The organism is Hamadaea tsunoensis DSM 44101 (assembly GCF_000428945.1).
GTDB classification, from domain to species: Bacteria; Actinomycetota; Actinomycetes; order Mycobacteriales; family Micromonosporaceae; genus Hamadaea; species Hamadaea tsunoensis.
Genome location: NZ_AUAX01000024.1, coordinates 102,513 through 122,549, shown reverse-complemented (window position 1 = coordinate 122,549; position 20,037 = coordinate 102,513). Strand labels below are relative to the sequence as shown.

The window sequence follows — 20,037 nt, the reverse complement described above, 5'->3', positions numbered from 1 at the left end:
GACGTCACTCCTTCGCCACGGTGACGAGGCAGGTGGTGTTCAGCCCCGGGCAGGTCAACTGGATCTCGGTGGCCTTGTCGACGGCCACCTTCGCCACGGCCCCCGCGGGCGGGGACGGCTGCACGTCGTCGCTCATCGTGAACGACGAGTCGCCCGGCCCCGGCGCGCTGACGTGGAACTGCGCGTCGCTGCGCAGGATGACCATCTTCATCGAGCCGGGGTCGGCGACGTGCAGCGTGCAGGTGCCCGTGACCGCGTACGCGGGGCCGGACTTGGGGCAGTCGGCGGTGACCTTGGCCGGGTCGACCGCCCCCGCCCCGGCGCCGAACTTGCTGAGCCAGTCGACGAAACCGTTGTGCTGGCCCGCGTTGCCGTTCGAGTCGTCGCGTCCCGCCACGGCCACGAAGAACACGGCGACGAGCAGCACGGCCAGGACGATCAGCGCGGCCTTCTGCTTACCACTCATCTTCGGCCCGCTCAGGAGATCTGCTGGAGGCGGATCGCGTCGACGCCCGCGAAGTAGCTGGTCGTCGACTGCAGCTTGCCGGTGACCGTGATGGTGAAGGCGTGCGTACCCTTCGTCAGGTGCACGGTGCCCACCGTCTGCCAGGGCGTCACGAGCACCTTCGCGGAGAAGCCGGCGAAGTTGCCGCCGATCGCGCGGCCGTCCACCTGCCACACCGTGTTGGCGTAGTCGGGCGCGGTCGTGCGGATCTGGCTGAACGCGTAGTCGCCGTCGGCCGGCACCGCGACCGGGAAGCTCACCTGGTCGCCGATCGCTTTGCCGGTGAAGAACGCCTGCGAGCCGCCGGACCAGGTGAGGGTGATGCCCGTCAGGTCGGCCGCGTTCTGCGTCTGGATCTTCGCGTCCGTCTTGGCGGGGCTGTTCACGGTGGCCGTCGCGGCGAGCGTCTCCATCTCCACCACCAGGTCGGCGGGGGCGGGCGGCGGGGGCGGCGGGGTCGCCTTCGGCCGGGTGAGCAGGAACGTCGTCACGCCCCCCACGATCAGCACGAGCGCGACCGCCGCCGCGATCCAGGGCCAGCGGCTCGGCTTCTTCTCCTGCGCGCGGACGTCGTAGGTGACCCGGCCGGACGACCGCGAGCTTTCCTCGGGCGCGGTGTCCGCCGAGTACGCGAGCCCGGTCATGTCGTAGCGCCGGGGCGCGGTACCGCCCGGCACGTTCAGCTTGACGAGATAGGAGACGGCGGCGCCCGCGCGTACCCGGCGCTGGGGTTCGGGCACGTCGAACCAGCTGCGCGCGGTGCCGTCGCCGGGTACGACGTCGAAGACCACCGTGTCGTCGGCGGGGCCGGGGTTGGACACGGTGAAGGAGAGTTCGCCGGTGTTGCGGGCGTCGAGCGCGAAGTGCTCGGCGGCGGCCACGACGGACCATTCGGTCGTCATGCGTGCTCCTCGGAATCTGGGGTGGAAGGAGGGGGTGCGGGGGGATTGTCGGGAAGGCTCGGGTCGACCGTGACCTCGAACGTGGTGGCGGCCGGCTTCTCCGCCTCGACCACCCGGGTGATCAGCGCCAGCCGGTCCGCGCCACCCGGCGGGACCCGGACGACGAGGTGGAACGGCCGGTCGGCGGGCTCGTCGACGACGTAGCCGGACAGGCCGGTCGCGAGGGCCAGGGCGCGGCGCATGCCGGTGGGCGTACCGCGCCACTGCGCGAGCCGGGCGCCCTCGGCGACCAGGTCCCGGACCCGCCCGATCGGCAGCGGCAGGCGGGTTTCCGAGGAGTTCACGCCGGTGTTGACCATGTAGTCGAGGGCCACCCACTGCGTGAGGTACGCGACGAACCCGTCCGGCGCCCGGTACGCCGAGAACAGGTCGTCGATGTTCGCCAGGATGCGCTCGTCGGGTTCCTGGAGCGCCTCCATCGCGTCGATCAGCGCGCCGAGGACGCTGCCGGGCGTGGCCGCGCGCTGGTACGCCGCCGGCAGCAACCGCTCAATTGCCGCTCGCCGCATCCTGCTGCACCACCTTGATCTTGTGCTCGCCGGAGCAGAGCAGCCACGTGTCGGGGACGGTCACCACGTCGGCGGTGGCCTGGTTGGCGCTGGCCGTCCAGTCGACGGCGGTGATGCTGCGGAAGACGCCCCGGGTCCCGCCCGCGAGGATGAGCGTGTCGCCGCCGGCCCCGGCGGCGATCGCGTCCACCGGCACGAACCGGGTCCGGTCGCGCAGCGGCAGGCCGCAGTTGACCGAGGCGGCCGTCCACGCGGGCGAGGTGGCCCCCGCGTCGAGCCGCAGGACGCCGCCGCTCTGCGTCGCCGCGACGGCCGTGTTGCCGGAGAACGCGACGGCCCGGCAGGTGCCGCCGGTCCAGCCGCTGTTCAGGGCGGTCCACTTGATGTCGCTCTCGAACAGGCGCGTACGCATGATGCCCTTGCCGGGCTTCGCGGAGTCGGCCTCGCCCGCGCCGGACCACAGCCACGTGGCCGGCCCGTCGTACTGGACGGCCAGGGTCCGGTTGTCCACGTTGGCCAGTCCGATGTTGGCGAAGGTGCCGCGGCGGCCCCCGTTCGTCGACAGGTACACGCCGTACTGCGTCTGGGCGGCGGCGGCCACTCCCGGCACACCCCGCTCCGACACGAACGTCCGTACGCTGTAGAACCCGCGGTCGGCGTCCGACTGGTCGACGAGGATCTGCAGCGGGACGGCGCCGGACAGCAGCGACACCTCGTAGAGGCCGTTGTCGGCGGCCATGATCAGGATGCCCGTGCCGTCCCGGTCGAGCCACGCCACGTCCTGGATCCGCGTGTCCAGCCCGGTCAGCGGGGCCCACGTCTCGCCGAGATCGGTCGACAGGTAGACCCGGGAGCCGTTGTCGGTCTGCGTCACGACCGCCACCGAACCCGGCCGGGCGGTGATGCCGGGCCGGACGGGAGCCGGCGCCGGGACCACGCGTACCACCTTCTCGCCGGTGAAGCGGCCGACCGGCTCCCAGCCCGCCCCGGCGTTCGTCGAGCGGAACAGGACGTCGTTCGCGCCCGCGTACCACGTCTTGGTCTGGTACTGATCGGCGGCGAGCGCGGTGACGCCGGCGTCGGGGGCCTCGTCCACGACGAAGCGGACGTCGTCGACGTAGCGCACGCCCGGCTCGGCCTGTTCGAGCAGGCGGTAGACGTTCGAGGCGCGCAGCGGCTCGCCGAACGCCCAGCCGGCCGGGTTGATCGCGGTCGGCAGCGGGCTCAGCGTCTGGTAGAGCCGGTCGTTGATGCGGCGCGCGACCGCCTCGGCGTCCTCCTCGCGCCGGACCACGACGGTCGCCTCGATCGAGACCGCCTTGTACCGCGCCCAGGTGGCCCGCACGCTCGTGCCGAGCGACCGCCGCTCGTCGAGGTCGGACTCCGTACGCCGCCGCGCGTCCTCGACCTCGTGCTGGCGCAGCAGGGCGACCGGGAGCCGCCCGCCCGGGCGCATCTCGTCGGGGACCGCCGGGACCAGCACGACCTCGACCTCGCCGGGCCGGGCGAAGGTGTAGACGGCCGCCCGGGTGAACGCGCGCGCCCGGGCGACGGCGCCCGAGCCCGCGGCGAGGATCTCGAAGTCGCGGGCGGTGATGGCGCGCTGCTGCGCGAAGAACTCGTACGGGCCGCGGACCAGCGCCGACTCCAGGCCCTCCATCGCCCGGCCGCCGCGGGCCGGTTCGGTGTTGGTGACCTTCACACCGGCGACGGCGTCGCGCAGCGTGGTCAGGGTGCCGGCCGCGACGTTGCCGGTGGGGCCGCCGCCGGAGCGGTACCAGAGCCGGACCTGCCGGCCGGCGGGCGGGACGGCGGCCAGGGTGACCAGGCCGCCGCCGTCGGACGCGGCCGGGCTGGCGACGCTCGCCACGCCCCGGGCCGGCGCCGGGCCGGTGGGCCGCAGGTCCAGCGCGGGCGCGAAGGTGACCGTGCCGCTGGATCTGTCCACCATGTACACCTTGGCCTGCGCGCCGACCCCGGCGAAGCTCGGCACCGGCCGCCAGATCTCGAACGTGCGGCCGTCGTGCTCGCGCGCGGCCGCGCCCAGCTCCACCGAGCCGGGCGGCACCTCGACCCCGAGCAGCAGGTCGAGCGCCTCCGCGGTATGCGTCAGCGGCGCCTTCGCGGCCGTCAGCACCTGGCCGGGCTGGCCGGTGCCGAGGCCGAGCAGTTCCGCGTCGACCACCTCCGCGTGGTGTACGCGTACCGTCACCTGGTCCTGGCCGGCCGGCAGTTCGGCGGGGTCGGTCGCGACGAACACCACCGGCTGCGGATCGGCGCCCCGGGCCGCGGCCACCCGCGTACCGGCCGGGATGCGGATCGTCCCCGTCTCGGCGCCGGACCGGGTGAACACGACGTCCGCCCAGGCCGCCGAGGGCGCGTGCCGGCTCACGCCGAGCAGGTTCAGGAACGACACGTACGCCTTGGCCGGCAGCTTGTTCAGCCGGTAGAGCATGACGTCGGTGAGGTACGCGTACGCCTCCAGCAGCGCCACGCCGGGATCGTGCACCGACATGTCCGTCCACGAGGGACAGGACTGCCGGGCCCGTTCCCGCGCCTCGGTCACGAGGTCGAGGAAGTTGCGGTCGTCGAGGTTCGGGACGGGCAGCGTCATCGGGGCTCTCCCTCATCGGGGCGGTCTGCTTCTTTGGGGTCTGCGTCTGCGTACGGGTCCAGGTCCACCGAGAAGCGCATGGTCGCCTGCGTGAGGCTGGCGCGGATGCGGTAGTCGAGCCGGATCAGCAGCCGCCACGGCGCGTCCGGGTCGGGGTGCGCGTCGACGTCGACGATGTCGACCCGCGGCTCCCACCGGACGATCGCCTGGCGCACGTAGTGGATGGCGAGGCCGGCCGTGGTGTCGTCGTTGGGCGCGAAGACCAGCCGGTGCAGCCGGGAACCGTAGCCGGGCCGCATCACGCGCTCGCCCGGCGTGGTCGACAGCAGCAGGAACAGCGCCTGCCGGACGGTCTCGTCGCCGTCGGTCATGGCCAGCCCGCCGGTCGAGGTCAGCCCGAGCCCGGCTCCCTGGCCGGCCCCGTCGAAGCCGGCGTTGACGAATCGGAACGCTTTCATGAGTCCGCCCGTACGAAGATCTGCTCGGGGTCGCGCACCTTGTAGTGCACGAGTCCGGGCGGGGTGCCGTCGGTGAAACCGTCCAGGTTGGACAGGACCACGCCCTTGCCGCCGATCGTGAACGGCCCGCTGTAGCCGACCGCCACCTTGAGCGTCTTGGCGCACGGCTTGATGGTCGGGCCGTAGTTCGGGCATGCGGCGATGCTGCGCCCCTCGGGGTCGCTGTCGACCAGCACCGGTACGCCGGAGATCGTCACCCACTGCTGGGACGGCTGGTTGACCACGCGCCCGTCGTGATCGCACTTGATCACGGAGTCGCGGTGGATCCATTCCATCCGGGTCCCCTCCTTAGCTCGCGTGCTGGAAGTCGACGGTGTTCGCGCGGATCGTCATGGCCTTGCCCGGCGCCTCGACGACGAGGTCCGTCGCGGCGTGCAGGGTGGCCAGGTCCGGCGTGATCTCGAAGAAGCTGCCGGCCTCGTTCTCCAGCCGCAGCCGCCGGCCCCCGTCGTCGAGGACGATCGCCTGCCCGTTGGCCGTCCGCAGCGTCCAGCGCTTCGCCTTGCCGCCGTCGATCCCGGCGTCGTAGGGCTCGATCGCGCCGAACAGGGCGCCGAGGACGATCCCGGCGGCCGGCTCGCCACCGGGCAGGGCGACGAGGACCGTGTCGTCGGGGTCGGGCAGGGCGATGATTCCCTTGCCGTGCCCCGATCCGGGGAACACGACGCCGAGCCATCCCGCGTCCAGCCCCCCGTACGCGGGCAGGTCGACGCGTACCCGGCCGAGCTGGTCGGGGTCGTCGATGTCGGTGACCGTGCCGAGCGTGATCAGGGCGGCGGCCGGGGGCGCCGGGGGTGCGGGCGGCGGCTCGGTCGAGAACCGGGTCAGGTGCCCGGCGGCGTCGATCGTGTGCACCGCCTCGGTCAGCACGTACACCCCGGCGACCGAGTCGGCCGTGCCGCTGACCGAGATCCGCCGGCCCGCCCGCAGCTCCACGTCCCCCTCGGCGATCCCGCTGACCGTCACCCAGGCGGCCGCCCGGGCGTCGAGCCGGGCCTGGGCCAGCGCCGCCAGCTCGTCGTCGCTGCGCCCCGGCTGGTCCACCGCGGTACGCGTACCGCCGCCGCCGACGTCGTCCGCGTCCGGCCGCAGGTCGATCGAGCGGCCGGTCCGCGGCGACTCCGCCGTCTGCGTGATCACCTCGGCCGTGCGGGTGTTCCAGCCGAGCGCCGCGCTGGACCCGATGGCCTGGTCGAGGTTGGCCGCCACGCGCAGGCTCAGCACCGAGGCGCCGAGTTCGAGCCCGACCGGCGATCCGTAACCGTCCAGACTGAACAGCCGCAGCGTGTCCCCGTCGGCCGCGAAGTGCAGCCCGGCCCGCCCGGCCACCTCGGCCAGCAGGTCGAAGTCCGTGTGCCGGTGCTGGAGCAGCCGCTCGATGCGCGGCCCCTCCTCGTCGGCGTCGACGCTCAGCCCGGTGCCGTCCACGAGCTGCCCGGCCAGGTCCGCCGTGGTCACCGACTCGAACACCCGCAGCTCCTGGCGCTTGCGCAGCCGGTGCAGCGGGTCGTAGCCCCGGGCCCGCAACAGGACCGAGCCGTCGCCCGCGTACTCGATCTCGCACGCGGTCACCTCGCCGGTGAACAGGTCGTCGCCGACCCCGCTCAGCCCGATCACCAGCGCGGCGCCCAGCGGGAACAGCCCCGGGTCGGCGGCCGGTCCCGCGTCGGCGGCCAGCGTGATCTCGCACTGCGCGGGCTGGTCCAGGCGGGTCGCCACGCGTACCGAGACCAGGCGGCGCAGCTGCGCGTCGGCCAGCGGCGACGACCCTACCCGGACGGTCACCGCCCGCGGCGTCAGAGTCCCCATGGCAGCCCGTCCTCCTCCGCCGCGCTCCCGGCGGTGCCCCCGGAGATGTCGGACGGCACGGCGAGGGGCGTACCCGGCGGGATCTCGAACGGGTTGGCGATCCGGTTGTGCTCGGCGAGCAGCCGCCACCGCAGCGGCGAACCGAGCGCGTCGTGCGCCAGCAGGTCGAACCGCACCCCGGAATAGCCCGTCTCGGCCGCACCGTCACCGGTGGCGATCACCGCGCTGCCGGGTGCGGCGGCCGGCGTACCGGCCTCGGCCAGCTCCTCCTCGAAACCCTTCTGGGCCGCGGCCGCGTCCTCCGCCACCCGGACCATCTTCAACCGCAGCCAGGACCGCCGCGGCGTACCGTCCAGCGTGAAGGCGTCGAACCGCTCGGCCATCGCCACGATGATCCCCGAGACCTGCCACGCCTTGCCCCAGAACAGGCTGAACTTGGGCGGGCGTACCCAGCCGTTCTCGACCGCGGAGTTCTCCGAGAGCATCCACAAGGGACGGGTCAGGGCGCGGACGTCCGTCGGGCGTACCTGTTGCTCCACGAAGTCCAGGTCGAACAGCAGGTCCAGGACCAGCTCCGTCCGCCCGCCGCCGGTGAACACCAGCGGATCGTCGGCCAGGCCGGCGCCGGTCGAGGCCCGTGCGCGTACCCCGGCGACACGGGTCACCTGGACCGTCTCCGGGTTCAGCAGACAGTCCACGCGCTCGCCCGTCTCCTCGATCAAGAATGCGACGCGTTCCATGCCCCTTGCTCCCCATTCAGGAATGACTCTCGGGTGGTGTCTCGCGGCGCGGCCGTCCACAGCGCCGTCTCATCCGGCAACTCAGGCCACAGCTCCGTCGTAGTCTTTCCATCAGAAATGTCCGGCCATGGACTTTTGTCACCATTCTTGGGTGTACGCGTACCGGGGTGCTCGGGTTCCGAGGACCGGGTCCGGGCCCACCGGTCCGGTGATGCGACCGGCTGCGCCGCTACCGGTGGTGAGGCGGGGCGGTTCGTCCGCTCGACCGGCCACTGTGTCGGCTGCGGCTCCGGTGACGGTCGCGCCGCCGGCGGCTCCCATTCCGGACCGGCCGTGCCCACCCGTCGCTGCTCCTGCCCCGGCGAGCTCGCCGACGGCTGGGGTTGCTCCGGGGCGAAGCGGATGCGCGCGGCGGCCTGCCTGGGGGCTGCCTGCCGTGGTTCGGACGTCTGCGGTCTGTCCAGGAGGGCGTGCACGATCGGGCGCCGGGGCCGCGCGGGCTCCGGCTGCGCTTCGAAGGGCGCGGCACTCGTCGGTGTACTCGTCGGTGTGGTCGCTGGTGTGGTCGTCGGTGTTGTCGAAGGCCCGGCCGGGCCCGGCGTCCGTGCGTGCTCGTCAGCCGCCGTCGTGACCACCGGTTCGGGCGCGAGGCGGACAGGCTGGAACCCGCTCGGCACCGTCCTCGGCTGCGCCGCTGCCGGTGCCGGCACCACAGGACCAGCACCCACCGGTCCACCATCCACAGGGGACGGCGTCGCCGGAGCCGGCCTGCCGCCGCTCTCCTGAGCGCTCGGCGCGACTTGAGCCGCCGGCGGCCGGTACGCCTCCGTGGCGGGGTAGGCGACCGGCTGCTCCGGTCGCGCGTACTCCTGTGTGTGGTCGTAGGTAGGTAGCTCGTGCCGGTCGGCGAGGTCGTGCAGGTAACCGGGCGCGTGCTCGGCGACCAGCCGGAGCCAGTGCTCGGGCGGGCCGCCGGGGCGGGAGCGCGCGGACGGCGCGGATCCCTCCCCGGCGGTCGCGACGCCGTCATCCGTGCCGGTATCGGTGTCCAGAATGGACGCCGCGCGCCGGGCGGTGCGGGCGGCCCAGCCGCGCAGCGCACCGGCCCAGCCACGGCGGCGCGCGCGCGGCAGGTCAGGCCGGGCTGGCGGCGGCCGGCGCGGCACTGCCGGACTCCAGTTCCAGGCTCTCGTACGCGAGCGTGATCGATTCGATGGCGATCTCGTGGGCGAGGGTGTTGAGGTGGGCGCCCCGCCACTGCATCGGCCAGGCGCTGATGACGTTCCAGCGCAGGACCTCGGCGGTGCCGGCGGCGTCGAGCAGGACGATCGAGATGTTGCGCCGGTTGACCGTCCCCTTGGCGGCGCTGCTGACCCAGTCCCACAGCTCGCGGGAGGCGGTGACGCCGAAGTGCAGCGTGATCGGGCTGTACTCGACCTGGCCGGGGATGGCCCGGATCCGGTCGTTGCCGGCCTCCCGGTAGTCCACCTTCCGGATGTTGATCTCCAGCCCGCTGACCTCGGTGAAGTGCCCGTTGGTCACGTTGTTGATGAGCAGCTTGAAGTTGTACGCCCGGTACGGGTCCACCGGTGCGCCCGGCTGCGGCGTGGCTGCGGTCGCCATGGTCAGCTCCCCATCGTCTCGGTCTCGGAACCGCCGGCCCACTGGCTCAGCTTGAACACCACGAACTCGGCGGGCTTGACGATCGCGACGCCGATGTGCGCCACGACCATGCCCGCGTCACGGACGTCGGTGGGATTGGTCTCCTCGTCGCACTTGACGAAGAACGCCTCCTCGGGCGTGCGGCCCATGAGGGCGCCGTCGCGCCAGACGCGGGTCAGGAACGCGCCGATGTCGCGGCGGATCGAGCGCCACAGCGAGAAGTCGTTCGGCTCGAACACCATCCACGTGGTGCCCAGCGAGATCGACTGCTCCAGGAAGTTGGTGGTACGCCGGACGTTGAGGTAGCGCCACGGGCTGGCCTCGGCGGCGAGCGTACGCGCGCCCCAGACCCGGATGCCCTCGCCGGAGAAGAACCGGATGCAGTTGACCCCTGCGGGGTTCAGCACGTCCTGCTCCGACCGGGTGATGAGGTAGCTCAGGTCGACGGCGCCCCGGACGGGCTCGTTGGCCGGCGCCTTGTGCACCCCGCGCAGCGCGTCCGTACGCGCCCAGATCCCGGCGATGTGCCCGGACGGCGGGGTGGACGTCAGCTCGCCGGTCAGCGGGTCGCGCACGACGATCCAGGGGTAGTAGAACGCGCCGTAGTCCGATTGCCGCGGCCGGTGGCCCGCGTCCGGGGCCGGCGCGGCCGGGCCGTCGGCCGGCGGCTTGCCGTCCGCGGCCGGCTTGGGCGGCTTGCCGGCCGTCTCCACTTTGGTCAGTGTGGAGACGTCGTCCAGGTCCGGGGCCGGGTCGAGGATCGCGACCATCGTGCGCGACCGCTCGGCGAGGGTCAGCAGGGCCTCGTGGGCGACCGTGTCGTGGAAGCCGGGGGCCGCGATGATGGCGATCTCGTCGACCGTCTCCAGCACGTCCAGGCCCGACCGCTTGCGGCCGGTACCCGAGATCTGGCCCTTCGCGCCGACGTTGACGACCCAGCAACGCGTACCGCCGTTGTCCAGGAAGCCGAAGACGGCCCGGGCGAGCGGGGTGCTCGGCAGGTTGTCGCCGTCGGCGAAGATCCGCAGGAACTCGGACCAGTTGTTGATCGCGACCGCCTCGTCCACGCGCGCCGCGGCGTCCGGTGCGATCCCGACGAACCCCGCCGTGCTGGTGCCCACCGCGCCGATGGGGCGTGCTCCGCTGGGCACCTCCTCGACGTAGATGCCGGGGGAGTAGTAGTTGGGCATGGGAACTCCTCGATCGTTTCGCGGCGGCGAGGTTCGCCGCCGGGCGGCCGCGGGGCCGCCGTTCGGCTGCGTTACCGGGTCGGCAGGTCGCAGGTGATGACGAGGTCTTTCTCGGCGGGGTCCACCGAGGCGAGCAGGACGCGCCCGCGACCGGTCAGGCGCAGCTGCACCGTCGCGGCCTCGGGTACGCCCGGGACCGCGAAGCGGCCCATGGCGTCGGTCAGCGTGGAAAGGGGCGTTCCGACGACCTCCACACGCATCGCGGCCAGCGGTTCGTCCCCCGGCCCGAGCACCCGCCCGGCCAGGGTCAGCCGGGCGATGGCGCGCAGCTGCAGCGGATGCCGGACCGGCGGCGCGGTCCGCTCCTCGTACGCGATCTGCACCGGCACGTCGACGAAGAACGCCGGCCGGGGCGGCACGCCCAGCGCCCGCCAGAGTGCCGTGTCCCCGGCCTCCAGCACGATCTGCGGCTCCCCGGCGGCCACCGCGGCGGCCAGCACCCGGTCGAGCAGGCCGAGCGCGCCCTCACCCGACGCCGTGAGCAGGTAGCGCACGCCGAACCGGTAGGGCTCGCGCGCGCCGGTGCCCCGGGTCTGCCGCTGCGTACGCAGATCCAGCGGGGTCAGCGTGAGGTGCTCGCCGGTGCTCTCCCCGGCGTCGGGCGCGCCCAGCCGGGCCGGCTGCCCGGCCGCTCTGCCCAGCCAGGCCAGCAGGTCGGCCGTGGCGGCCTCGATCGGCCCGTGCGGTGTCGGCCCGTGCGGTGTCGGCCCGTGCGGTGTCGGCCCGTGCAGTGTCGGCCCGGTCATCGGGGCGGCGTCCCTTGGATCCGGTACGCGATCGCCTCGTTCCACACGTGCGGGTAGACCCCGATCTCGAAGTACCGCCCGAGCCGGTTGATCGGCGCGGCCGCGTGGTCGTGGTAGATCAGCCAGATCGGCGCGACCGTGAACAGCGCGTAGTTGCCGGCGACGAGGGGCAGGTAGAGCGGTCCGAGCAGGCGCGCCTGGAACACGTGCACGTCCTCGTGGCGCTGGATCGTCGGGTCGGCGCCGGCGCAGACCGGTCCGATCGTGGTCGCGTAGCGGGGCGAGAAGTTGCGGTCCACACTGATCCGGCACGCCCCGGCGGACGTGGTCCGGTCCAGGGAGTGCCCGGCCACGAGCTGCGCGAGGAGGAACAGCTCACCGGCGACGGTGTTCGGCATGCTCCATGTGTGGTCCACGAGGAACATCCAGATACGCCGCGGGGGTGACGAACTTCCGCCGTCCGCGTACGCCCCGGACGAGGCGGCCGCCCACCCGTACAGGATGCCGAGCAGCAGCCCGATCCCGCCCAGGATCAGCGCGCCCGTCACGCCGGCGGCCAGCGCCCCCAGCACCACCCCGTACGCCGTGTGCACGAGCGCACTCGCCACACCCGCCCCGGTTCTCATGGCGCGGTCGGCGTCGCGGGCGTCGCCTCGGGCTCGGGTGCGACCGGGGCCTTGGGCTTGCGGATCAGGAACAGCACGACCGCGGCGACGATCGCGAGCAGCACGACTCCGCCGACGACGAGCAGCCACGGGAACCCGCCGCTGCCTCCACCGGCGGCGGCCGCGGAGGCGCTCGGCGCGACCGACGTACCCGCGCTCGGCGGCGTGTTGTCCGGCGCCTCGGCCGTGGCGTGCAGGTCGGCGGGCTTGTCCTGGTTGGCGTCGACCTTCCAGCTGACGGTCTGCCCGATCTCGGTGCCGTTGCTGTCGAGGATCCGGCCCGGGAAGGTCACCTGGATCTCGAAGGACATCAGCTTCATGAAGGTCTGCTGCTGCTGCGGGTTCGAGCTGGCGAACTTCGCCCCGTACAGCTTCGGGTCCAGCGGCAGCGTGAAGCGGTAGGTGCCGTTGTTCTTGACGAGTTTGATGCTCTCGCTGTTGAACTGGCTCAGCGGGGTGCGGTCGTACTTGATCCGCACGCCGTAGTACTTCGGGTCGGTGTTGTACACCGACTCGTCGCCGGGTGGCATCGCCGGGATGTTCTGGCGCAGGTCGGCGAAGCCCTGTTCGACTGTCTTGCCGCCGTTGGTCAGCAGGGTCCGCTCGGCGGTCAGCAGCAGCTCGCCGCTGACCGTGTCGTCGCTGTTGACCGTCAGACCCATGTTGAGCTGCATGCAGCCGGCGAGGATCATCGCCATCGCCGCGAGGGCGGTGGTGCTCAGGATTATTTTGAGCCTGCGCGTCATGGATGAATTCTGTGTGACGGCGATCTCGATTTACAGTCGGCGATCTGTCACAGGGCTGTCGCCGATCTTACGACAGGGCGTTCACCTTTGGGTGATGAAACCACTACGCGAAGAGCACTACGCTGTAGGGTTCTCCTTCGGGCGGCCCGCTGAGCCGCCCGCCGAGTCGCCCGCGGTATCGACCGGCGCCGTCACGTGATCATCTCCGAGCAGCTGCGGCTCGTTCTGTTTCGGCACGTCCCGCAGGGGAAGGTAGGGCTCGGCGCGCTCCGGCAGGCCCGCCGCGATGGCCCGCGCCCGACTCAGTTCGGCATCGAATTCCGCCCCCAAAAGGACGGCGACATTCGTCAGCCAAAGCCATACGAGGAATATGATCACGCCGCCGAGAGTGCCGTATGTCCGATCGTATGAATTGAAGTGTGCAATGTAGACGGCAAAGCCCACCGAAACGGCTATCCAGATGACGACCGCCAGGATGCTTCCCGGCGTGACCCACCGGAACCCGCCGGTACGCGCGTTCGGCGCCGCCCAGTACAGCAGCGCGAGCATCATCGTCACGCCGACGATCAGCACGGGCCACTTCGCGATCCCGAACACATGGATCGTCGTGTCCTTGATGCCGAGGACGCGCCCGGCGTAGTCCGCGACGCGCCCGGTGAACAGGACGGCCAGCGCGGACGCCGCGAGGAAGACGCCGGTGAGCGCGGTGATGGCCAACTGCACCGGAATGGTCTTCCACAGCGGCCGTCCCTCGGGCACGTCGAAGATCCGGTTGGCCGCCCGCATGAACGCCCCGACGTACGCCGTCGCCGACCAGAACGCCACCGCCAGGCCGGCGATCGCGACCGCGCCGGCCGTGCCGTGATGCTCGCGCAGGTTGTCCAGCGCGTCGGCGACGATCTCATGAGCCGGCCCCGGCGCGAAGGACCGCAGATTCGCCTCCACCTCGGCAGCGGTCGACCGGCCGAGCAACCCGACCCCGGCGACCAGGACGAGCAGCCCCGGAAAGATCGACAGGATGCCGTAGTAGGTCAGCGCGGCGGCCATGTCGGTGAGATCATCCTCGATGAACTCCTTCACCGTCCGGGTGAACACCCGCAGCCAGGCGCGCCCGGCGAGATCACGCGGATGCCGCGGAGCGCGCCGCAGCAACCTGACCAGTCTGTCCCGGTGGAGCCGTCCCGGCTCACGCGATCCCGCCATGGCCCAGTCTTACCCGGATGGGTTGCACTTCGTAACTCCCTGCGCGCTTTCGTGTCACGGCGTGTTGATCGCCGCTGTCCGTTGTGGACGTTGCGCGTACGGTGACTGTGGTCTGGCCTGGGGTTTTGTCGTATGGGCGGTCTAGTCTTCGGGGTGTGAGCGAGGCGTTGGGTGTGGTGGTGGAGGAGTTGTTGGATGCTCCTTTGTCGTCGTTGCCTGACGATGTCTTGCTGGCTGAGTTGTCGGCGGTGTTCACCGCGACGCAGCGGTTGACGGCCCGGGTGGTGGCGCAGGTGGGTGAGGCCGCGTCGCGGGGTCTTCCGGCTCGGCAGGGTGCTGCGAGTGTGCGGGTGTGGTTGGCGGATCTCTTGGCGGTGTCGGTGCCTACCGCTGCGGGGCTGGCGCGGTTGGCGCAGGCGTTGCCGGGTCAGCCGGTGGTGGCGGCGGGGTTGGCGTCGGGGTCGTTGAGTCTGGAGCAGGCGCAGAAGATCTCCTCGCTGGTGGCCGGGCTGCCGTCGGAGGTGGGTCCGGCGGGTAAGGCGCGGGCGCAGCAGGTGTTGTCGGATCTGGCGGTGTCGCAGCGGTTGCGGCCGGAGGTCCTGGATGCGCATCGGCGGGCGGTGTGGGAGGCGGTGTCGCCGGAGGTCGCGGAGGAGCGTCTGCGGCGGGACTTGGAGCGGGCGAATCGGTCGGCGTTGCAGCGGCGGGCGTTCACGCTGACCCCGCATGGTGAGGGCGAGTACCGGCTGTCGGGGATTTTGGACAGTGCCGCGGCGGCGTATGTGCGGGCGGCGGTCGACCCGATCAGCGCACCAGGTTCGCTCTTGGGACGGCGTCCGCCCCATCCAGACACCAGCACATCGGTGCCCGGGGCGTTTGGTGATGAGCTTTCCGACCGGCTCGCGGACGCGTGGGACGATGCCGGCCGTGATACCCGCACCGCTGCCGCTCGCCGTGCCGATGCGTTGACCTATCTGTGCGCGCAGGCGTTGGCTGACGGCAGCCTGCCGGAGTCCGGTGGTGAGCGTCCGCAGCTGGTGGTGACGTTGTCGTGGGAACAGCTACGCACCAAGTACGGCTACGGGATCCTGGACACCGGTGATCTGCTCACGCCCGAGACCGTGCGTCGGCTGGCCTGCGACGCGAAGATCATCCCCGCGGTCCTCGGTGCTGAAGGGCAGGTCCTCGATGTCGGCCGCGCCCGACGTCTCATCGACGGGTCGCTGCGGCGTGCGCTCGTGTTGCGGGACCGCGGTTGCGCCTGGCCAGGCTGTGACCGCCCGCCTCGCTGGTGTGAAGGCCACCATGTGCGCTCGTGGCAGGACGGCGGACCGACCAGCCTCGACAACGCCGTCCTCCTCTGCGGATATCACCACCGCGAAATCCACCGCGGGGCGTGGGAAGTCCGCATCAACCCCCACGACCGGCACCCGGACTTCATCCCGCCCAAGCATCTTGACCCGCTACAACGCGCCCGCCGCAACAACATCCACCGGCGAACATGAAGATCAGGATCGAAGGATCAAGGTCAGGTTCCTCTCGACGGTGAGACTTGCGCTCCCCGCCAGGACAGCAGCCTGCCCAGCCGGCGACCTGCCCAGCCGGCGACCTGCCCAGCCGGCGACCTGCCCAGCCGGCGACCTGCCCAGCCGGCGACCTGCCCAGCCGGCGACCTGCTTAGCTGTGTCCTGGGGTGGCTGCGCTCGGCGTCGATCGCTGCGACCAGGCCGAGCGCAGCGCCGCGATCGTCGCCCCCAGCGCCGGGCGTACCTCGTTGGCCTTGCGCCAGGTCACGATCACCCGGCGGGTGGGGATCGGGTCGATCGGGACGATCGCGGTGCCGGGAACCGTGTGGGTGCGGGCGAGCCGCGGGATCAGCGCCACCCCCAACCCCGCCGCCACCAGCGTCAGCTGCGTCTCGAACTCGCCGACCAGGAAATCCGGCCGTACGCCGGGCAGCACCCGCAGCAGCCAGTCGTGGCAGATGGTGCCGGGCGGGGCCGCGATCCAGCGTTCGCCGGCGGCGCGGGCGAGCGGCCCGGGCGGTGCCCCGTCCAGGCTGTGTCCACGGGGGACGATCAGGTCGGCGCCGTCGTCGCCCAACACGGTGTGCGCGATGCCGCCCGGCAGGTCGAGGCCGATCTCCGGCCAGTCGTCGACGACCGCGATGTCGATGCGGCCGCGGGTGACGGCGTCCAGCGCCTCGTAGGGGTCGAGTTCGAGGATGCCGGTGTCGAGTTGCGGGTGGGCCGCGGCCAGTTCGGCGAGCGCGGCCGGGAGCAGGCCCCGGCAGGCGGTCGCGAACGCGCCGATCGCGACCCGTCCCGACACCTCCTCGTGGTACGCGGTGAGCGCCGCTCGGGCCTCGTCGACGGCGGTGAGCACCCGGGCCGCGTGGTCGGCGAGGAGCCGGCCGGCCGGGGTGAGGCGTACGCCGCGGCCGTCTCGCTCGAGCAGCGTCGTCCCGGTCTCCCGGTCGAGCTTCGTCAGTTGCTGGGAGACGGCCGACGGGGTGCAGTGCAGCGCTTCCGAGGCCGCGAGGACGCTGCCGTAGGTGGCGAGGGCGTCGAGTGCGCGTAGCCGGCCGAGATCCATGCAGCAATGCTAAACCCACGGTGTAGAACAATGTGCTGGTGCTGAAGTGTCGCCCGGCCGCAGACTCGGCACATGCAAGCTCAGCTCATGCGATCGCGTTACGTCATGCGGCCTGGCGACCTGCTCCTCGCCACTCTCGTCGCCGCGATCTGGGGGTTCAACTTCATCGCGGTCCATGTCGGCCTCGACGACCTGCCGCCCTTGCTGTTCTGCGGGCTGCGGCTGCTGGCGGCGGCCCTCCCGCTGGCGTTCCTGCGCCGGGGCCCCGGGGTCGCCTGGCGGTGGGTCCTGCTCTCGGCGGCCTGCCTCGGCGTGCTGCACTTCTCGCTGTTCTTCTGGGGCATGGCCGAGGGGATGCCGGCCGGCCTCACCTCGCTGGTGCTCCAGAGCCAGGCGATCTTCACTCTGCTGCTGGCCGTGCCGCTGCTGCGGGAGCGTCCGGGCGTACGCCGGATCGCGGGGACGGCGCTCGCGCTGGCCGGGATGGTCCTCGTCGGCGCCACCCTGCACGCCGGTACGCCGGCCTTCGCGTTCGCGCTCGTCGTGGCCTCGGCCGCGTTCTGGGGACTGAACAACATCGTGCTGCGCCGGGCCGCCCCGCTGGACCCGCTGCGCTACACGATGTGGCTGGCCGCGCTGGCCGCCCTGCCGATGCTCGGGCTGTCCCTGGTGATCGAGGGGCCGTCGGCCGACCTCGCCGCCCTGCGGGGCTTCGACCTCACCGCGCTGGCGGCGCTCGCGTACACGAGCGGGATCTCGACGATCGTCGGCTTCGGGCTGTGGGGCCGGCTCATCCACCGCTACGGGGCCGGGACCGTGGCGCCGTTCTCGATGCTGGTGCCGTTCTTCGGGATGACCGCCGCCGTCCTCGTCCTGCACGAAGCGTTACGCCTGCCCGACGTCCTCGGCGGTGTCCTGGTGATCGGCGGCATCCTGTTCGGCGCGACCCGGGCCCGCAGCCGGACGATCTCGCCCCCCGGGATCGTGCGGCGGGTCGAAGAGCAGGCCACGGTATCTTCGGGGGCATGACGGTTGCCGTGCGGGTCATCCCTTGTCTGGACGTCGACGCCGGGCGCGTCGTCAAGGGCGTCAACTTCGAGGGTCTGCGGGACGCGGGCGACCCGGTCGAGCTGGCGGCCGCGTACGACGCGCAGGGGGCCGACGAGCTGACGTTCCTCGACGTCAGCGCCAGTGCCGAGGGCCGGGGCACCATGCTCGAGGTGGTACGCCGGACCGCCGAGACCGTGTTCATTCCGCTGACCGTCGGCGGCGGCGTGCGTACGGTGTCGGACGTGGACACGTTGCTGCGGGCCGGCGCGGACAAGGTCGGCGTGAACACCGCCGCGATCGCACGCCCCGGGCTCATCGGCGAGATCGCGGAGCGGTTCGGCCGCCAGGTGCTGGTCCTGTCCCTCGACGTACGGCGGACCGCACCCCTGGCCGGCGGGAGCCTGATGGCCCACGCGCCCAGCGGCTTCGAGGTCACGACGCACGGCGGCCGCAAGCCGGCCGGGATCGACGCGATCGACTGGGCCCGGCGTGCCGCAGAGCTGGGCGCGGGGGAGATCCTGCTCAACTCGATGGACGCGGACGGCACCAAGGGCGGTTTCGACCTGGAGCTGATCGCGGCCGTCCGGGCGGCCGTGGACATTCCCGTGATCGCCAGCGGCGGCGCCGGAACGGCCGGCGACTTCCCGCCCGCGATCGACGCCGGGGCCGACGCCGTGCTCGCCGCGAGCGTGTTCCACTTCGGCGAGGTGAGCATCGCCGAGGTCAAGGACGCCCTCGCCGAGGCCGGCCACCCCGTCCGCAGATAGCCGACCGTACTTCCGGGCCGCCCACAGCATTTCCTGGCCGACACAGCATTTCCTGGCCGACACAGCACTCCCGAGTGGGAACGAGCGGCGTGCACGAGCGTCAATGCGGTAGTTTCCCCTCGTGATGCCGCCCATCCCAGCACCGGCGCCGGCCGCCGGCCCCGCTCCGCGCGGGCTGCGGCCGATCACCCTGCTGTGGGTCCTGCTCGGCTCGCTGCCCCTGCTCATCGCCCTCGGCGGCGGGGGCGGCGCCTGGATCGCGCACCGGCAGAACCTCCGCGACGAGGCCCGCACCGCGGCCCAGTCCCAGCTTCTGCCCTCGTCCCCGGCCTCCGCCGATCCGTCGCCCCGATCCAGCGGTACGCCGGTGCCGGCGCCCAGCTGGCTGACCGGGCGTACCGAGCCGCGGCTGGTGGACGCCCAGGAGAAGCCGGTGCTCGGACCCGTGTACGCCGCCCGCGACGCGACCTACACGGCGGCGTTCCAGGGCTGGCCGTTCGCGTTCCGCGTACCGCCGGCGTGGAACTGCGTCGACGGCGTGACCCTGCCGACCGCGCCGGACGCGTACCGGAAGGTGTGCGTGGACGAGTCGGTTCCGGGCAGCAACCGCAGTGTCGTGCTCGCGCTGCAGCACTGCGTCAACAACTGCACGGCCGCGAAGCTGAAGACGCAGGCCCTGGCCTGGCTCGCGAAGTCCGGAAAGGTCACCCAGTTCGACAACCGCACCTGGTACGCGGTCACCAACCCCGCGGCCAACGGCGATTACCTGCTCGAACTCGTGCACCGGTTCGTGGTCGACGACCGCCAGTACATCGTGGCCGTGTACGCGACCGCGCCCTACGGCGACCGCGCGGTGATCCAGAAGATCGTCAACAGCATCGTCAGCCAGGCCGGCTGAGCTGCGGCCCGGCTGAGCAGCGGCCCGGCTGAGCTGCCGGCGGGCTGAGCTGCGGGCGGCCTGAGTTGCCGGCCGGCTGAGCTGCCGGCCGGCTCATGTGCTCAGGCCGGTTGGGGAATCGGCTCAGGCGCGCGGCGTACAGCGAAGACCGGCAGGAAGATCTGGGCCAGCGGCCCGATGGCGACCGCGAACAGGATGGTTCCGGCGCCGAACGTGCCGCCCAGCAGGAAGCCGAGCGCGACCACGGTGATCTCGATGAGCGTGCGGGCGAGCCGGATGGACAGGCCGCGGCGCGCGAGGCCGGTCATGAGGCCGTCGCGCGGGCCGGGACCGAACTGGGCGCCGATGTAGAGGCCGGTCGCCACCGCGCAGAGCAGCACCCCCACCACCATGTACGAGATCCGCGGCAGCATCGCGTGCGGTTCGGGCAGGAAGCGGGCGGTGAGGTCGACGGACGGCCCGATGATCAGCATGTTGGCGATGGTGCCGAGGCCCGGCCACTGGCGCAGCGGGATCCAGCAGATCAGTACCAGGCCGGCGACGATGACGACGATGGTGCCGACGGTGAGCCCGGTGTGCCGCGCGATGCCCTGGTCCAGGACGCTCCACGGCTGGTTGCCGAGCCGTGAGGCGATCATGAACTGGATGCTGGCGCCGTAGAGGAGCAGGCCGACGAGCAGCCGGGCGAGCCGGCTGGCGAGTTTGTAGCGAAACGGGAGTGGCTTGCCTTGCTCCGTCATGAGTGCCATTCTGAAGGCCACTTGAGGGCACGGCAAAAGCCAATTTCCGGGAGGTGGC

Annotated in this window: 21 protein-coding genes; 5 read left to right on the top strand and 16 right to left on the bottom strand. The window is 72.1% G+C overall.

What is annotated here, in order from left to right:
* Positions 1 to 4 precede the first annotated feature (4 nt).
* From G401_RS0129735 to G401_RS49345, 8 genes are read right to left on the bottom strand one after another with little or no spacing between them, the layout of a single operon-like run.
* Positions 5 to 466: a hypothetical protein gene (locus tag G401_RS0129735; RefSeq protein WP_027345351.1), complete on the bottom strand. Its 462-nt coding sequence runs from the start codon at positions 464 to 466 to the stop codon at positions 5 to 7.
* A gap of 11 nt (positions 467 to 477) precedes the next feature.
* Positions 478 to 1,407, bottom strand: a complete 930-nt coding sequence (locus G401_RS0129730) for a hypothetical protein (RefSeq protein WP_027345350.1) — start codon at positions 1,405 to 1,407, stop codon at positions 478 to 480.
* The gene (locus tag G401_RS0129725) at positions 1,404 to 1,976 is read right to left on the bottom strand and encodes a phage tail protein (protein WP_027345349.1); all 573 of its coding nucleotides are present in this window, start codon (positions 1,974 to 1,976) and stop codon (positions 1,404 to 1,406) included. Before G401_RS0129725 ends, G401_RS0129730 begins: the two co-directional genes overlap by 4 nt.
* Positions 1,957 to 4,590, bottom strand: a complete 2,634-nt coding sequence (locus tag G401_RS0129720) for a putative baseplate assembly protein (protein ID WP_027345348.1) — start codon at positions 4,588 to 4,590, stop codon at positions 1,957 to 1,959. The genes G401_RS0129725 and G401_RS0129720 overlap by 20 nt, the downstream gene beginning before the upstream one ends.
* A complete protein-coding gene (locus G401_RS0129715; protein WP_027345347.1) occupies positions 4,587 to 5,048 on the bottom strand; it encodes a GPW/gp25 family protein in 462 nt (153 codons plus the stop codon). The genes G401_RS0129720 and G401_RS0129715 overlap by 4 nt, the downstream gene beginning before the upstream one ends.
* The gene (locus G401_RS0129710; RefSeq protein WP_027345346.1) at positions 5,045 to 5,383 is read right to left on the bottom strand and encodes a hypothetical protein; all 339 of its coding nucleotides are present in this window, start codon (positions 5,381 to 5,383) and stop codon (positions 5,045 to 5,047) included. Before G401_RS0129710 ends, G401_RS0129715 begins: the two co-directional genes overlap by 4 nt.
* Before the next feature lie 13 nt (positions 5,384 to 5,396).
* The gene (locus G401_RS49350) at positions 5,397 to 6,917 is read right to left on the bottom strand and encodes a phage baseplate assembly protein V (RefSeq protein WP_064741885.1); all 1,521 of its coding nucleotides are present in this window, start codon (positions 6,915 to 6,917) and stop codon (positions 5,397 to 5,399) included.
* Entirely contained in the window at positions 6,905 to 7,657 is a 753-nt protein-coding gene (locus G401_RS49345; protein ID WP_064741884.1) for a CIS tube protein, read from the bottom strand. Before G401_RS49345 ends, G401_RS49350 begins: the two co-directional genes overlap by 13 nt.
* Before the next feature lie 333 nt (positions 7,658 to 7,990).
* Here G401_RS49345 and G401_RS56250 point away from each other — a divergent pair, with 333 nt between their 5' ends.
* Positions 7,991 to 8,443, top strand: a complete 453-nt coding sequence (locus tag G401_RS56250; RefSeq protein WP_157546534.1) for a hypothetical protein — start codon at positions 7,991 to 7,993, stop codon at positions 8,441 to 8,443.
* A gap of 348 nt (positions 8,444 to 8,791) precedes the next feature.
* On the opposite strand, the gene G401_RS0129695 is transcribed toward G401_RS56250, so the two are convergent.
* The 6 genes from G401_RS0129695 to G401_RS49335 all read right to left on the bottom strand — a co-directional run bounded on the left by G401_RS0129695 (position 8,792) and on the right by G401_RS49335 (position 13,878).
* Complete coding sequence (locus G401_RS0129695) at positions 8,792 to 9,280, bottom strand: phage tail protein (protein WP_027345345.1); 489 nt, start codon at positions 9,278 to 9,280, stop codon at positions 8,792 to 8,794.
* 2 nt (positions 9,281 to 9,282) lie between these two features.
* Positions 9,283 to 10,509 carry a phage tail sheath family protein gene (locus tag G401_RS0129690; protein WP_027345344.1) on the bottom strand — a complete coding sequence of 409 codons (1,227 nt, stop codon included), beginning with the start codon at positions 10,507 to 10,509 and terminating at the stop codon, positions 9,283 to 9,285.
* Between the two features lie 71 nt (positions 10,510 to 10,580).
* On the bottom strand, positions 10,581 to 11,315 hold the full coding sequence (locus G401_RS0129685) for a carboxypeptidase-like regulatory domain-containing protein (protein WP_245601886.1): 735 nt from the start codon (positions 11,313 to 11,315) through the stop codon (positions 10,581 to 10,583).
* Positions 11,312 to 11,941: a hypothetical protein gene (locus G401_RS0129680; protein WP_027345342.1), complete on the bottom strand. Its 630-nt coding sequence runs from the start codon at positions 11,939 to 11,941 to the stop codon at positions 11,312 to 11,314. Before G401_RS0129680 ends, G401_RS0129685 begins: the two co-directional genes overlap by 4 nt.
* Positions 11,938 to 12,726, bottom strand: a complete 789-nt coding sequence (locus G401_RS49340) for an LppM family (lipo)protein (RefSeq protein WP_245601885.1) — start codon at positions 12,724 to 12,726, stop codon at positions 11,938 to 11,940. The genes G401_RS0129680 and G401_RS49340 overlap by 4 nt, the downstream gene beginning before the upstream one ends.
* Before the next feature lie 117 nt (positions 12,727 to 12,843).
* Complete coding sequence (locus G401_RS49335; RefSeq protein WP_245601884.1) at positions 12,844 to 13,878, bottom strand: YihY/virulence factor BrkB family protein; 1,035 nt, start codon at positions 13,876 to 13,878, stop codon at positions 12,844 to 12,846.
* Between the two features lie 206 nt (positions 13,879 to 14,084).
* Here G401_RS49335 and G401_RS0129665 point away from each other — a divergent pair, with 206 nt between their 5' ends.
* Positions 14,085 to 15,434 carry an HNH endonuclease signature motif containing protein gene (locus G401_RS0129665; RefSeq protein ID WP_027345341.1) on the top strand — a complete coding sequence of 450 codons (1,350 nt, stop codon included), beginning with the start codon at positions 14,085 to 14,087 and terminating at the stop codon, positions 15,432 to 15,434.
* 172 nt (positions 15,435 to 15,606) lie between these two features.
* On the opposite strand, the gene G401_RS0129660 is transcribed toward G401_RS0129665, so the two are convergent.
* Complete coding sequence (locus tag G401_RS0129660) at positions 15,607 to 16,524, bottom strand: LysR family transcriptional regulator (RefSeq protein WP_027345340.1); 918 nt, start codon at positions 16,522 to 16,524, stop codon at positions 15,607 to 15,609.
* Between the two features lie 87 nt (positions 16,525 to 16,611).
* On the opposite strand from G401_RS0129660, the gene G401_RS0129655 reads away from it, so the two are divergent.
* The 3 genes from G401_RS0129655 (at position 16,612) to G401_RS0129645 (ending at position 19,239) form a co-directional block, all read left to right on the top strand.
* A complete protein-coding gene (locus G401_RS0129655; RefSeq protein ID WP_245601883.1) occupies positions 16,612 to 17,553 on the top strand; it encodes an EamA family transporter in 942 nt (313 codons plus the stop codon).
* On the top strand, positions 17,550 to 18,341 hold the full coding sequence (gene hisF, locus G401_RS0129650) for an imidazole glycerol phosphate synthase subunit HisF (RefSeq protein WP_027345338.1): 792 nt from the start codon (positions 17,550 to 17,552) through the stop codon (positions 18,339 to 18,341). Before G401_RS0129655 ends, hisF begins: the two co-directional genes overlap by 4 nt.
* Before the next feature lie 121 nt (positions 18,342 to 18,462).
* Positions 18,463 to 19,239 (top strand): hypothetical protein, encoded by a 777-nt coding sequence (locus G401_RS0129645; RefSeq protein WP_157546531.1) that lies wholly within the window; start codon positions 18,463 to 18,465, stop codon positions 19,237 to 19,239.
* A 101-nt stretch (positions 19,240 to 19,340) separates the two neighbouring features.
* On the opposite strand, the gene yczE is transcribed toward G401_RS0129645, so the two are convergent.
* The gene (yczE, locus tag G401_RS0129640) at positions 19,341 to 19,979 is read right to left on the bottom strand and encodes a membrane protein YczE (RefSeq protein ID WP_034593536.1); all 639 of its coding nucleotides are present in this window, start codon (positions 19,977 to 19,979) and stop codon (positions 19,341 to 19,343) included.
* Positions 19,980 to 20,037: the final 58 nt, after the last annotated feature.

Excerpts from the sequence above, each read along its gene's own strand:
- G401_RS49350 (WP_064741885.1), bottom strand. The coding sequence starts at position 6,917 with ATGGGGACTCTGACGCCGCGGGCGGTGACCGTCCGGGTAGGGTCGTCG.
- G401_RS0129660 (WP_027345340.1), bottom strand. The coding sequence starts at position 16,524 with ATGGATCTCGGCCGGCTACGCGCACTCGACGCCCTCGCCACCTACGGC.
- G401_RS49340 (WP_245601885.1), bottom strand. The coding sequence starts at position 12,726 with ATGACGCGCAGGCTCAAAATAATCCTGAGCACCACCGCCCTCGCGGCG.
- G401_RS0129725 (WP_027345349.1), bottom strand. The coding sequence starts at position 1,976 with ATGCGGCGAGCGGCAATTGAGCGGTTGCTGCCGGCGGCGTACCAGCGC.
- G401_RS0129730 (WP_027345350.1), bottom strand. The coding sequence starts at position 1,407 with ATGACGACCGAATGGTCCGTCGTGGCCGCCGCCGAGCACTTCGCGCTC.
- G401_RS0129720 (WP_027345348.1), bottom strand. The coding sequence starts at position 4,590 with ATGACGCTGCCCGTCCCGAACCTCGACGACCGCAACTTCCTCGACCTC.
- yczE (WP_034593536.1), bottom strand. The coding sequence starts at position 19,979 with ATGACGGAGCAAGGCAAGCCACTCCCGTTTCGCTACAAACTCGCCAGC.
- G401_RS49345 (WP_064741884.1), bottom strand. The coding sequence starts at position 7,657 with ATGGAACGCGTCGCATTCTTGATCGAGGAGACGGGCGAGCGCGTGGAC.
- G401_RS0129710 (WP_027345346.1), bottom strand. The coding sequence starts at position 5,383 with ATGGAATGGATCCACCGCGACTCCGTGATCAAGTGCGATCACGACGGG.
- G401_RS0129715 (WP_027345347.1), bottom strand. The coding sequence starts at position 5,048 with ATGAAAGCGTTCCGATTCGTCAACGCCGGCTTCGACGGGGCCGGCCAG.
- G401_RS0129690 (WP_027345344.1), bottom strand. The coding sequence starts at position 10,509 with ATGCCCAACTACTACTCCCCCGGCATCTACGTCGAGGAGGTGCCCAGC.
- G401_RS0129735 (WP_027345351.1), bottom strand. The coding sequence starts at position 466 with ATGAGTGGTAAGCAGAAGGCCGCGCTGATCGTCCTGGCCGTGCTGCTC.
- G401_RS0129680 (WP_027345342.1), bottom strand. The coding sequence starts at position 11,941 with ATGAGAACCGGGGCGGGTGTGGCGAGTGCGCTCGTGCACACGGCGTAC.
- hisF (WP_027345338.1), top strand. The coding sequence starts at position 17,550 with ATGACGGTTGCCGTGCGGGTCATCCCTTGTCTGGACGTCGACGCCGGG.
- G401_RS0129695 (WP_027345345.1), bottom strand. The coding sequence starts at position 9,280 with ATGGCGACCGCAGCCACGCCGCAGCCGGGCGCACCGGTGGACCCGTAC.
- G401_RS0129655 (WP_245601883.1), top strand. The coding sequence starts at position 16,612 with ATGCGATCGCGTTACGTCATGCGGCCTGGCGACCTGCTCCTCGCCACT.
- G401_RS0129685 (WP_245601886.1), bottom strand. The coding sequence starts at position 11,315 with ATGACCGGGCCGACACTGCACGGGCCGACACCGCACGGGCCGACACCG.